This is a genomic window from Nocardia sp. NPDC004123, assembly GCF_053603795.1.
In genome coordinates this window covers 33436-44833 of sequence record NZ_JBSGGG010000016.1, presented here as the reverse complement: position 1 = coordinate 44833, position 11398 = coordinate 33436, and the positions used below count along the sequence as shown (strand labels likewise).

The 11398-nt window shown below is 69.1% G+C and carries 12 protein-coding genes; 6 read left to right on the top strand and 6 right to left on the bottom strand.

The genetic code is table 11. The features are described from left to right. Positions 1–78 precede the first annotated feature (78 nt). Positions 79–294 (top strand): nuclear transport factor 2 family protein, encoded by a 216-nt coding sequence (locus tag ACWEQQ_RS23685; protein WP_452342485.1) that lies wholly within the window; start codon positions 79–81, stop codon positions 292–294. On the opposite strand, the gene ACWEQQ_RS23680 is transcribed toward ACWEQQ_RS23685, so the two are convergent. Beyond that, a complete protein-coding gene (locus ACWEQQ_RS23680) occupies positions 295–1380 on the bottom strand; it encodes a calcium:proton antiporter (protein ID WP_452342484.1) in 1086 nt (361 codons plus the stop codon). Positions 1381–1485: 105 nt separating this feature from the next. On the opposite strand from ACWEQQ_RS23680, the gene ACWEQQ_RS23675 reads away from it, so the two are divergent. After that, a complete protein-coding gene (locus ACWEQQ_RS23675) occupies positions 1486–2220 on the top strand; it encodes a VIT1/CCC1 transporter family protein (RefSeq protein ID WP_452349709.1) in 735 nt (244 codons plus the stop codon). On the opposite strand, the gene ACWEQQ_RS23670 is transcribed toward ACWEQQ_RS23675, so the two are convergent. The 3 genes from ACWEQQ_RS23670 to ACWEQQ_RS23660 form a co-directional block, all read right to left on the bottom strand. Further along, on the bottom strand, positions 2217–2639 hold the full coding sequence (locus ACWEQQ_RS23670) for a hypothetical protein (RefSeq protein ID WP_452349708.1): 423 nt from the start codon (positions 2637–2639) through the stop codon (positions 2217–2219). The two genes, ACWEQQ_RS23675 and ACWEQQ_RS23670, sit on opposite strands and share 4 nt — an antisense overlap. A gap of 33 nt (positions 2640–2672) precedes the next feature. After that, positions 2673–3227 carry a hypothetical protein gene (locus ACWEQQ_RS23665; RefSeq protein ID WP_452349707.1) on the bottom strand — a complete coding sequence of 185 codons (555 nt, stop codon included), beginning with the start codon at positions 3225–3227 and terminating at the stop codon, positions 2673–2675. A 157-nt stretch (positions 3228–3384) separates the two neighbouring features. After that, positions 3385–4428 carry a zinc-dependent alcohol dehydrogenase family protein gene (locus ACWEQQ_RS23660; protein WP_452342480.1) on the bottom strand — a complete coding sequence of 348 codons (1044 nt, stop codon included), beginning with the start codon at positions 4426–4428 and terminating at the stop codon, positions 3385–3387. A 133-nt stretch (positions 4429–4561) separates the two neighbouring features. Between ACWEQQ_RS23660 and ACWEQQ_RS23655 the strand changes: the two genes are divergently transcribed. The 3 genes from ACWEQQ_RS23655 (at position 4562) to ACWEQQ_RS23645 (ending at position 7495) form a co-directional block, all read left to right on the top strand. Continuing rightward, entirely contained in the window at positions 4562–5359 is a 798-nt protein-coding gene (locus ACWEQQ_RS23655; protein WP_379400634.1) for a helix-turn-helix domain-containing protein, read from the top strand. Positions 5360–5444: 85 nt separating this feature from the next. After that, entirely contained in the window at positions 5445–6107 is a 663-nt protein-coding gene (locus ACWEQQ_RS23650) for a PadR family transcriptional regulator (protein ID WP_452342479.1), read from the top strand. Positions 6108–6295: 188 nt separating this feature from the next. Beyond that, positions 6296–7495: an FAD-dependent oxidoreductase gene (locus ACWEQQ_RS23645; protein WP_452349706.1), complete on the top strand. Its 1200-nt coding sequence runs from the start codon at positions 6296–6298 to the stop codon at positions 7493–7495. Between the two features lie 72 nt (positions 7496–7567). Here ACWEQQ_RS23645 and ACWEQQ_RS23640 read toward each other — a convergent pair whose 3' ends face one another. Both ACWEQQ_RS23640 and ACWEQQ_RS23635 read right to left on the bottom strand, forming a co-directional pair. Next, entirely contained in the window at positions 7568–9604 is a 2037-nt protein-coding gene (locus ACWEQQ_RS23640; protein ID WP_452349705.1) for an MDR family MFS transporter, read from the bottom strand. A gap of 97 nt (positions 9605–9701) precedes the next feature. Then, entirely contained in the window at positions 9702–10358 is a 657-nt protein-coding gene (locus ACWEQQ_RS23635; RefSeq protein WP_452349704.1) for a TetR/AcrR family transcriptional regulator, read from the bottom strand. 121 nt (positions 10359–10479) lie between these two features. On the opposite strand from ACWEQQ_RS23635, the gene ACWEQQ_RS23630 reads away from it, so the two are divergent. Further along, entirely contained in the window at positions 10480–11355 is an 876-nt protein-coding gene (locus ACWEQQ_RS23630; protein ID WP_452342475.1) for an oxidoreductase, read from the top strand. Positions 11356–11398: the final 43 nt, after the last annotated feature.

Genomic DNA, 11398 nt, shown 5'->3' with positions numbered 1-11398 from the left:
GAATCGAGTGATCTCGCAGCAACCTCCGATTCACATCGAACGCACGCGTAACCCCGACAGTGCGTGTTCACTGTCGCTGTGGACAACACGGTGTCGGCGGTCCTGCACACGATCGAAGCCGGCGACTGGGCGGAATTCGCGAAACTGGTGCACCCCTATGTGCATTGGACCGAGGACGGCGTCACCACCCGCGGACGAACCCGCGTCATGGCGCTGCTGTCCCGGCACGATGCCACCAATCCCGCGACGTCCTACGAACTGCGCGACGGCCAGATCTATCGCTGGAACTCCTGATTACGGACTGACCGCCAGAAAAACGAAGGCCGAGAACAACACCAGGTGCACACAGCCCTGGAGCAGGGTCGCGCGTCCGGGCACCACGGTGAGCGCGCCGACCACCACGGTCAATGCCAGTAGCACCATCTGGGTCGCGCCCAGGCCGAGCATGAGCGGGCCCGCGATCCAGACCGAGGCGAGCGCAATGGCCGGAATGGTCAGGCCGATACTGGCCATGGCCGAACCCAGCGCCAGATTCAGCGAGATCTGCACCCGGTCGCGGCGCGCAGTACGTACGGCCGCAATGGTTTCGGGCAGCAGCACCAGCATCGCGATCACCACACCGACCGCGGACTGCGGCAGCCCGGCCGCGGCGATACCGGATTCGATATTCGGTGTGTCCACCTTCGCCAGCCCGACCACGCCGATCAGGGCAATCAGCAGCAAACCCAGACTCAGCAACGCCTGCCCGCGGGTGGGCGGCTCCTCGTGCTCATCGTCGACCTCCGCGATCCCCTCGACGGGCAGGAAGTCGTCCGGATGCCGGACCGTCTGCACCATGACGAAGACGCCGTAGAGAACCAGCGACGCCACGGCCGCGAAGGCCAGCTGCGAGGTCGAGAACACCGGGCCGGGTTCGCTGGTGGTGAAGGTCGGCAGCACGAGGCTCAGCGTCGCGAGTGTCGCGACCGTGGCCAGCGCCGCGCCGGTGCCCTCGGCATTGAACACCGCCACCCGCCGCCGCAGCGCGCCCACCAGCAGCGAAAGGCCGAAAATGCCATTGCACGTGATCATTACGGCGGCGAAGACGGTGTCGCGGGCCAGCGAGGCGGACTTCTCCGGACTGGACACCATGAGCGTGACGATCAGCCCGACCTCGATGATGGTCACCGCCACCGCGAGGATCAGCGATCCGAACGGTTCGCCCACCCGGTGCGCGACCGTCTCCGCGTGGTGCACCGCGGCCAGCACCGCGCCGATCAGCACGGCTCCCACCAGTACCGCCGGGACCGGGCCCAACTGCCGGCCCCAGGCCACCACCAGCACCGCGGCGCCCAGCACCGGGAGGATGGCCGACCAGTACCGCCTGCAGAAACCCACCATGACCCCATCGTTGCAGCAAACCGTCCGCACACCCCGGAAATGGGAGCCATGCCTCCCCCGAACGCGTTACCGCATGAGTACGTCCCGGTGAATTAGGCTGCCCACGTGGACGACACCGGAGCCGCCGACGCGGCGCTACCGCACCCGCACGAGCCGCACGACGAGGGCCTCGCCGCCCGCCTCAACTGGTTGCGGGCCGGCGTGCTGGGCGCCAATGACGGCATCGTCTCCACCGCCGGCCTGGTGGTCGGTGTCGCCGCCGCGTCCACCGACTCCAGCGCCATCCTCACCGCGGGCGTCGCGGGTCTGGCCGCCGGCGCCATCTCCATGGCGGTCGGCGAATACGTCTCGGTCAGCACCCAGCGCGACTCCGAGCGCGCCCTGCTGTCCAAGGAGAAAAGGGAGCTGGCCGAGGAGCCGGAATACGAACTGGCCGAGCTGACCCAGATCTACCGGGCCAAGGGACTGTCCGCCGAGACCGCCCGCCGGGTGGCCCAGGAACTCACCGCACACGACGCCTTCGCCGCCCACGCCGAGGCCGAATTGGGTTTGGACCCACACGAACTCACCAATCCGTGGCAGGCCGCGCTGTCGTCGGCCGTCTCCTTCACCATCGGCGCCATCCTGCCGATCCTGGCCATCCTGCTGCCCCCGACCACGTGGCGCATCCCCGTCTGTTTCGCCGCCGTGCTGGTGGCGCTGGCCCTGACCGGGTCGGTGAGCGCCCGGCTCGGTGGCAGCAATCCACGCCGCGCCGTGCTCCGGGTGGTCATCGGCGGTGCGCTGGCCATGGCCGTCACCTACGGAATCGGGCAGCTGGCAGGGGTTTCCGGACTCTAGCCGGAGGGCCGGCCCGAATCCTCCGGCGGCGCGAGCGGATTCGCCGGCCCGCCGCCCGGGCCCACCGGCGCCGGGATATTCACCGGATGCGGTGCGACCGGCGCTGGAATCACCACTGACGGAGCCGGATCCGGGGCCGGTTTCGGAGCGGACGGAACCTGTTCGGCGGGAGGGGCATTGGGCGGGCGCGGGGCGGGCGCGACTTTGGGCGGATGCGGAGCGGGTGCGAAATGGTCGTGACGCGGTCGGGGGACATTCACGATCGAGGTATCGGCGATCGGGCGATCACCGGACGAGGTGAACCAGATGCCCGCCCCGACGGCCATCGCCATGAGGACGGCGGCCAGGACCATGCGGACCAGCCGCCGGGGGTCGATATCGCCTTGGTCGCGCCGGATCTCGTCTGCCGTGCCCAGCATGGCTGTCCTCCTTCGGATTCCGGGCCGCGCCGGCTAGGGAGCGGGCGGGGGCGGGGGTGGCACCAGGAACGGGAGGATCGGGGCCAGAATGTCCGGCAGTGCGGGGGCCGGTGGTGGAGGCGGCGCCACCGGAGCGGGTGCGGGCGGCTCGGGAGCCACCTGGACGGGCGCGGGCGGAGGGACGTATTGCTCGGTTTGCGGAGCGGGAGCGGGAGCGGGGGCAGGCGCGGGCGCCGGGGCGGGCGTGGGATTCTGCGCTGCGGCCGGGGCGGGCGGTGGTGGTGGTGACGGAGCGGCGGAGGTGGCGGACGGGGGCGCCTGGGGCTGCGCCTTGACCGACACCGGGGCGGTGGACGTGGAAGCCGGTGGGGTGTCCGGTGTTTCGGCGCCGCCGGGTCTGTCGAGCGCGGCCCACATGGTGCCGCCGATGAGGGCGACGATCACGCTGAACGAGAGGACCAGGAGGCCGCCGAGTACCTTGGCGGGCATCGTCCCCACCGCGGTCAGACCGGGGGTCCCGTCATTCGCTGCGGCGGCGGGTTCCTCCCCCGCCGCACCGGGTCTCTCGCGTACCGCGCCCACCGCCATCGGGGAACTCCTTCGGCTCGAAGCACACGCTCGTAGATCCGAAATGCTTCTCCTTCAAGGCACGGTACACATATTTGCTGACTATCTGAACCGGCTACAAGGTAAGGAAATAATCCCAGGTAGATATCTATTCGAACCGATTGCCGGTAAGTTGCGCTCAATCCAGGGTGAGCACCACCTTGCCGAACAGGTCACCGGTCTCGAAGTATTCGAACGCCTCGACCGCCCGCTCGAACGGATACACCCGATCGATCACCGGCCGCATCCCGTGCTCGGCCATCGTGCGGTTCATGAACTCCAGATCCGCCCGGCTGCCCACCGCGATGCGGCGCAGGCCGGCGTACTTGCCGCCCAGCGGATCGGCGGGCTGCTGCCCCGGCTCGGCCGGGAAGGCCCCGATCAGCACGACCTCGCCGTTGTAGGCCGTGGCCGCAAGGGATTTCGCCAGCGTCCGCTTGCCCACCGCCTCCACCACGCGCTCTACGCCCAGGCCGTCGGTGAGCTCCAGCACCACCCGCTCCCAGTCCGGGGTCGCGGTCCGGTCCACCACCTCGTCCGCGCCCAGCTTGCGCAGGCGCTCACCCTTCTCCGGCGACGAGGTGAGGGAGATGACCTGCGCGCCCAGCATTTTCGCGTGCTGCACCGCGAAGAGGCCGACCGGACCCGAGCCGACCGTGAGCACGGTGTCGCCCGGGCCGACCGGCACCGGCTTGGTCACCGCGGCCCAGGCCACCAGACCCGCGCAGGTGAGGGCGGCGGCTTCCGCGTCGGTGAGATACGACGGCACCTGCACCACCGAGTCCTCTTCCAGCAGTACGTAGGTCGCGAGCCAGCCGTCGTGGGTCGCGCCGTACTGCTCACCGCTCAGCGCCTGGGTCTGCGGGCCGTCGTTCCAGCCGACGAAGTAGGTGCCCATCACCCGGTCGCCCAGCGCCGCACGCGTCACGCCCGCACCCAGGCCGATCACCTCACCGACGCCGTCCACCAGCGGCACCACGCCCGGCCGGGCCGGCACCGGGTAGGTGCCCTCCATCAGCATGATGTCGCGCCGGTTCAGGGCGGCGGCGCGCACCCGCACCAGCACCTGGTGCGGTCCGGGGATCGGCGCTACCTGCACCGCCGTGCTCAATCCGGCCAGGCCGCGCAGCGGATCCAGGTGGTAGGCAACACCATTCGGGTTCTGATCATGTCCATCGCTCATGGCTCCGAGTCTGTGCCGCGCCGGCCGCCACCGCGATTCCCTCCAGGGAATGATCAAGGCGCGGCTTCCCTGCCAGTGTGACGATTCCCTGGAGGGAATCGCGACGCGACACCGCCTCGAGCACAGTGGAGGTATGACGACCATGGCCCCGGCCACGACCACACCGTTCGCCCAGCAGCTCCGCGGCTGGCGGACACGGCGGCGGTTGAGTCAGCTCGATCTGGCCATCGCCGCCGAGACCAGCCAGCGGTATCTGAGCTTCCTGGAGCAGGGGCGCTCGCAGCCGGGACGGATCATGGTGGTCCGCCTGGCCGAGGTGCTGGGACTGTCCCTGCGGGAGCGCAACGCAATGCTGCTGGCGGCGGGCTATGCGCCGATCTTTCCCGAATCCTCGCTGGACGCACCGGAACTCGACGCGGTCCGGCATGCGCTCGACACCATCCTGCAGGGGCATCTGCCGTATCCGGCCGTGGTGACCCGGCCGTTCGGCGTGCTGGTGGCGGCCAATCCCGGATTCGAGCTGCTGACCGAGGGCTGTGCGCCGGAACTGCTGGAGCCCCCGATCAATGTGCTGCGGCTGGCCCTGCACCCGGACGGGCTGGGCCGGCGGGTGGAGAACCTGCCGGAGTGGGGGCGGCACGTCACCGACAGCCTCCGCAATCGCGCGGGCCGCAGCCCCGATCCCGCGCTGGACGCGCTCATCGCCGAACTCGACGGCTATCTGCCGCCGGTGGAGCCGGGCCCGGGGCATCTGGGTTTCGCGGTACCGCTGCGGCTGCGGTCCGAGGCGGGCGAGCTGCGGCTCATCACGACGGTCACCTCGTTCGCGACAGCCACCGACATCACCCTGTCCGAGCTGCACCTCGAGGCGTTCCTGCCCGCCGACCAGGCCACCTCCGACCACCTGCGCGCCCGCTTCGCCCACGCGTAGACGCCGATCGGAGCTCGGTTCCGGCCGAATGCTTGCCGCCGAATACTCGTAGACGTATATTCGTAAACGAGTAAGGGGGTGCCGGATGGCCCGCAAGCGCAAGGTCGCGAATCTGATGGGGCTGGCGGTGCTGTCCGCCGTCGTCGTCAAACCCATGCATCGCTACGAGATCGCCGCGCAGTTGCGGGCATGGGGCAAGGACAACGACATGAGCGTCAAGTGGGGCTCGCTCTACACGGTCGTGGACAACCTCGCCAAGCACGGCTTCCTCGAGATCGCGGGCAGCGAACGCGACGGCGCCCGGCCGGAACGGACCATCTACCGGATCACCGACGCCGGGCGCGCCGAACTCACCGACTGGACCAGGGAACTCATCGCCGACCCCGAGCCCGAGAAGCGCCGCTTCATGGCCGGGCTGTCGGTCGCCTCGGTGCTGCCGCCCGACGAGGTCGTCGACCTGCTCACCCAGCGAATCACCAAGCTGGATCGGACCATTGCCGAGAACCGCTCCCAATTGGCCGCCCTGGACGGCACGGTGCCGCGGCTGTTCCTGATCGAAGAGGACTACGAGCTGGCCATGCTGGCGGCGGAGTCCGAATGGGCACGCGCACTGCGCGATTCACTCGCCGACGGCAGCTTCCCGGACGTGGAGGGCTGGCGGGCCTGGCATCGCGACGGCGTCATGCCCACAGACATCGCAGAGCTGGCGGAAGGGGGAGCCGACACACCGCAGTCCCAGCACGACTGATCCACATGGACCGGGCCCCGGCGAGGGTGCTGCAACACCGCCGCCGAAGCCCGGGAACACACCGTCTCGAACCGCGTCCGTGCAGGCGAACCCGGCGCCGAGTTTGGCAACTACAGGATAACTGGGTTCTCCACGCGCGGGACGGTTCGGGGTTTCGACACCCTGCGAACACTTCTCGGGAGAGAACCATGTCCATTCGTTCCGCACTCGTCATCGGCGGCGGCATCTCGGGCCCCGTCACCGCCACCGCGCTGCACAAGTCCGGTATCGACGTCACCGTCTTCGAGGCCTATCCGGGTCCCGCCTACGGCATCGGCTCCAACCTGGCGCTCGCGCCCAACGGCGTGGCCGCGCTCGACATCGTCGGAGCCGGCGACGCGGTGCGCGCCCACGCGGTGCCGATCAGCAGATCCTCGATGTCGGTCAACGGCAAGCGATTCGAGCTGCCCGGCATGACCGATATCGAGCCGCTGCGGGTGATCGACCGCGCCGACCTGCACCGGGTACTGCACGACAGTGCCGTCGCCGCCGGGGTGCGCTTCGAGTACGACAAGCGGCTCATCGAGGTGGAGGAGCACGCGGGCGGGGTGACCGCCATCTTCGCCGACGGCAGCAGCGCGACCGCGGATGTCCTCATCGGCGCGGACGGAATCCGCTCCACCGTGCGCACCCTGGTCGATCCGAAGGCCCCCGGGCCGACGTACCTGCGCATGCTCAGCTTCGGCGCGTACACCGACTGCCCGATCGAGCTGGAATCGGGCATGATGACCTTCGCCTTCGGCCGGCGCGCCTATTACCTGTACTGGGCCATGCCCGACGGGCGGGTCTCGTGGGGCGCGAATCTGCCCAGCGAGCAGTACTACTCGCTGACCGAGGCCCGGGCCGTCCCCGCCGAGCGGTGGCTGCGCACGCTGCGCGAAACCTACGCCGGGGAGGATCCGGGCGAGCAGCTGGCCCGCAGCACCACCCCGGCGCAGCTGGCCGTGATCGGCGCACTGCACATCATGCCGCCGGTGCCGCACTGGCACCGGGGCCGGCTGGTACTCACCGGCGACGCCATCCACGCGCCCAGCAACACCTCCGGGCAGGGGGCCTCGCTGGCCATCGAGAGCGGGATCGAGCTGGCCCGGTGCCTGCGCGATATCGACGATCCGGCGCGGGCTTTCGCCACCTACGAGGCGCTGCGGCGGCCGCGGGTGGAGGGGGTCGCGGCCCGCGTCGCCCGAATGAACCAGACCAAGGCCGCCGGGCCCGTCGCCCGCAAGGCCATGCAGCTGATGATGCCGCTGCTGTTCAAGCGGATGGATCCGGAGAAGCTGCTGGGCGGTGAGCAGCGCTTCCGGATCGACTGGGACGCCACCGTGCGGCCCGCCACCGTGCCGGTCTGATCGTCGAGCGGCCCGGCCATCGAAAACCGATGCCCCGCTGTGGATTCCGCGGCGGGGCAGCGGAAGCCACGGTCAGCGCACCGGCAGGACGTCCGGGCGGTCGGCCTCGTCGAGCAGCTTGGTGGCGATATTGTCGATGGCCTGATCCAGCAGGACCCGATCGGCGGCATCGGTGGAATCCCAATCGGTGAGCTCGGTTTCGAGCCAGCGCTTCCACGCGCCGCGCACCCGGTCCACCTCCTGCACGCCCTTGTCGGTGAGTGCGAGCTGGTCACCGTCACGGCGCAGCAGACCCTCGCGTTCGGCCTTGTCGTATACCGGGCCGATCAATTCCACCGGGATCCAATGGGTTCGGGCGATGTCGTCGATGGTCGCCGTCCCCCGCAGGCGGTTGTACATGCGCACCTGACCCAGCGCCCACGCCTCGTCGCGGCCCAGCGAACTGCCCGCCGCCGCCAGGATTCCCGGATCCGGCACGCCATTGTCGCGCTGCTTGCTCAGCACCCGCGCGACGCAACGCTCGAGTTGCACCAATCGATCGGCGGAGTCCGGCACGGAGAACTGCTCCCCCACATCGGTGGCCTCGGCCCGCGCGCTGTCGCGGAGTGTCACCTGCTTCAGGAAGAACGCCACCACGACACCGAGCAGCGCCACCGGCACCACCCAGCGGAAGACGAAGTCGATGGAGTCCGCGTAGGCGTGAATGATGGGTGCGGACTGCTGTTTCGGCAGATCCCGCAGCACCGCCGGATTCTGCGCCGCCTGCGGCGGGACCCGCGCCTCGATCAGCGCCGCCTCCAGATTCGGGCGCAGCTTGTTCGTGTACAGGGTGCCGAACACGGTGGTGCCGAACGCGCTGCCGATGGTGCGGAAGAAGGTGACGCCGGAGGTGGCGGTCCCCAGATCCGAGTACGGGACGCTGTTCTGCACGGCGATGGTCAGCACCTGCATGGCCAGACCGACACCCAGACCGAGGATCAGCATGTACACCGACATGACCCAGAAGCTGGTGTTCGCCCCCATCGTCGACATCAGGTACAGCCCCAGCGCCATCACCGCGCAGCCGATGATCGGGAAAGCCTTGTAGTGCCCGGTCTTTCCGACGATATTGCCGGACAGGATCGACGTGAAGAACAACCCGACCACCAGCGGCAGCGTGCGTACTCCGGACGCGGTCGCCGAAACACCCTGCACGTATTGCAGATACGCGGGCAGGTAGGTCATGGCGCCCAGCAGCGCGAAACCGACGATGAAGCTCAGGATCGAGCACACCGTGAACACGTTGCTGCGGAACAGGTGCATGGGCAGCATGGGTTCGGGGGCCCGGAACTCCGCGGCCACGAAGGTCGCCATGAGCACCACCGCGGCCGCGAACAGGCCGATGATGGTGGGCGAGCCCCACGCGTATTCCTGCCCGCCCCACTCCAATCCGAGGATCAGGCAGGCGACGCCGACCGCGATCAGCGCGATGCCGAGGTAGTCCACGATCGGTTTGACGACCGCCCTGGTCATCGGGATGGTGCGGGCCGCCAGCGCGATCATGACGATGGCCAGGGGGACATTCACGTAGAAACACCAGCGCCAGCTCAGGTGGTCGGTGAACAGCCCGCCCAGTGTCGGCCCGATGACGGTGGTGATGCCGAAGACCGCGCCCAGCGCGCCTTGGTACTTGCCGCGTTCGCGCAGCGGGATGACATCGGCGATGAGGGCCATCGAGGTGACCATGAGCCCGCCCGCGCCCAGCCCCTGCACCGCGCGCGCCACGATGAGCAGCGTCATGCCGTTCGCGAGCCCGGCGACCATCGAGCCGACGATGAAGACGGCGCCGCTGATCTGGAACACCAGCTTGCGGCCGAACAGGTCGCCGAACTTGCCGGACAGGGCGGTCGCGATGGCCTCGGCCACCAGGTAGGCGGTGACCACCCAGGCCATGTGCCCGGCCCCGCCCAGATCCGCCACGATGGTCGGCAGCGCGGTGGAGACGATGGTGGAATCCAGCGCGGCCATGAGCATGCCGAGCGCGACGGTTCCGAAGATGACATTTCTGCGGGCCCGGCTCAGCGGACGAGGCGGGGCAGGCTTCTCGGCGGTGGCGCTGGCACCGGTCATCGGCCCAGTATGTGCCGCTCACCAGCCACTCTGCGGCAACGACACGGCGCCTCGGCCATTCCAGCAGAGCGACCGATCAGTTCGTATGCGGCACCGGTCAGTTCGCGCGCACCGCGTACCCGCCGAGCGCGGGCCCGAGGGTGTCGAAGGCCGCGGCCACCTGCTCGCCCAGCACAGCGGCGATGGCGTCGTTCGACTCCCCCGCGACCGTGCGCCGCAGCACCTCCTCGAACAGGGTGCGATGCACGCCGCCCAGCAGTGCGGCCGCGAGCCGGGCGGTGAAATCATCTGCGGCGCAACCGGTTTCCAGCGCCAGCACCTCGGCCAGCCGCCGCTCCCGGTCCTCGTGGAACTCCCGCAGCCGCGCCACCAGCGCGGGGCTGCCGGTGATCAGGGCGGCGAAGTCCGGCCCGGAGAAGCCGGCGAGCACGGCATCCTTGTCCGCGACCGCGGCCAGATACACCCGCCGCAGCGCGGCCAGCGCCGACTCGCCGGCCCGCCGCTCGCGCACCGTGTCCGCCGGACCCGCGACGAAGGCGTCGTGAATATCCAGCACCAGGTCTTCCTTGCGCGGGAAGTAGTTGGTCACGGTCATCTTGGCCACCTCCGCCGCCTCGGCGATCTCGGCGATGGTGACATTGTCGTAGCCGCGGTCCAGGAACAGCCGGGTGGCGGTGTTCGAGATGTTCTGTCTGGTCTGCAGCTTCTTGCGCTCGCGCAGGCCCAGCGGCGCGGCGGTGGGCGGGGATGCCATGAAACCATTATCATCACCATTTTATGACTGTCACAAGTTTGCCCCGGCCCGCAAGGGCTATCGCCGGAACTTACTCTGAAGTAAGGTCGAACAAACGACTCGAATTGTGAGGTCAGCAGCCATGGCATGGAAGCCCAGCGAAATCCCGGACCAGACCGGACGCACCTTCGTGATCACCGGCGCCAACGGCGGGCTCGGCGAGCAGACCACCAAGGTGCTCGCGGGCAAGGGCGCCACCGTCATCATGGCCTGCCGCAATGCAGCCAAGGCCCAGGAGGTGGCCGACCGCATCGAGGGTGACGTGCGGGTGGCGAGCCTGGACCTGGCCAGCCTCGACTCGGTGCGGCAGTTCGCCGAGGGCACAGGCGAATTCGACGTGCTCATCAATAACGCGGGCCTGATGAACATCCCGTTCTCCCGCACCAGGGACGGCTTCGAAACCCAGTGGGGCGTCAACCATCTCGGCCACTTCGCCCTGACCGGGCTGCTGCTGGACCGGATCGGCGACCGGGTGGTCACCCTGGCCTCCATCGCCCACAAGCAGACGCCCAAGCTGTGGATCGACGACCTCAACTACGAGCACCGCCGCTACCAGCGCAATCTCGCCTACGCGCAGGCCAAGCTGTCGAACCTGATGTTCGCCCGCGAACTGCAGCGGCGGCTGACCGAGGCCGGTTCGGCCAAGCGCTCCTACGCGGTGCACCCGGGCGTCTCGGCGACCGACCTGTTCGCCCACACCGAAACCGTCCTCGACAAGATCTCGAAGCCGTTCATCCGGATCGTGGGCCAGTCCCCGTACCACGCGGCCTACTCCTCGCTGTTCGCCGCGACCAAGACCGACGCCGACCCGACCGTCTATTGGGGTCCCACCCGCTGGTTCGGCAGCCAGGGCCCGGTCGAGCCCTCGCCGTCCAGCAAGATCTCGCAGGATCCGGAACTGCTGCGCCGGCTCTGGACCGAGTCCGAGCGTCTGACCGGGGTCACCTACAAGTTCTGAGCCTCGTGCCCGGGGCCCGTCGCATGATCCGGTGCGGCGGGCC